The organism is Lentilactobacillus dabitei, from assembly GCF_019061365.1.
Taxonomy (GTDB): domain Bacteria; phylum Bacillota; class Bacilli; order Lactobacillales; family Lactobacillaceae; genus Lentilactobacillus; species Lentilactobacillus dabitei.
In genome coordinates this window covers 1-221 of record NZ_JAHPPD010000216.1, presented here as the reverse complement: position 1 = coordinate 221, position 221 = coordinate 1, and the positions used below count along the sequence as shown (strand labels likewise).

General features: G+C 45.7%; 1 pseudogene. It reads right to left on the bottom strand.

The annotated features are described in order from the left end of the window. Window positions 1–221: pseudogene (locus tag KTE19_RS14430) on the bottom strand (DDE-type integrase/transposase/recombinase); the annotation flags it as partial.

Below are 221 nucleotides of genomic sequence, written 5' to 3'. Positions count from 1 at the left end.
GCCCACTAAACTCAGTGCCACGGTCCACAGTAAAGCTGTGCACCGGACCATTAAAAGTGGTTAGGAACTTAGTTAGTGCTTAATTAACAGTCGCTGTCGTCCGATCTTTTAACCGGTATGCCCAAAGGAACCGTGATTTGCGATCGATTAAAGTTAATAAAACTGCCTTACTATGCCCACGAGGACCAACGACTGTATCTAGTTCAAAATCGCCGATGCGA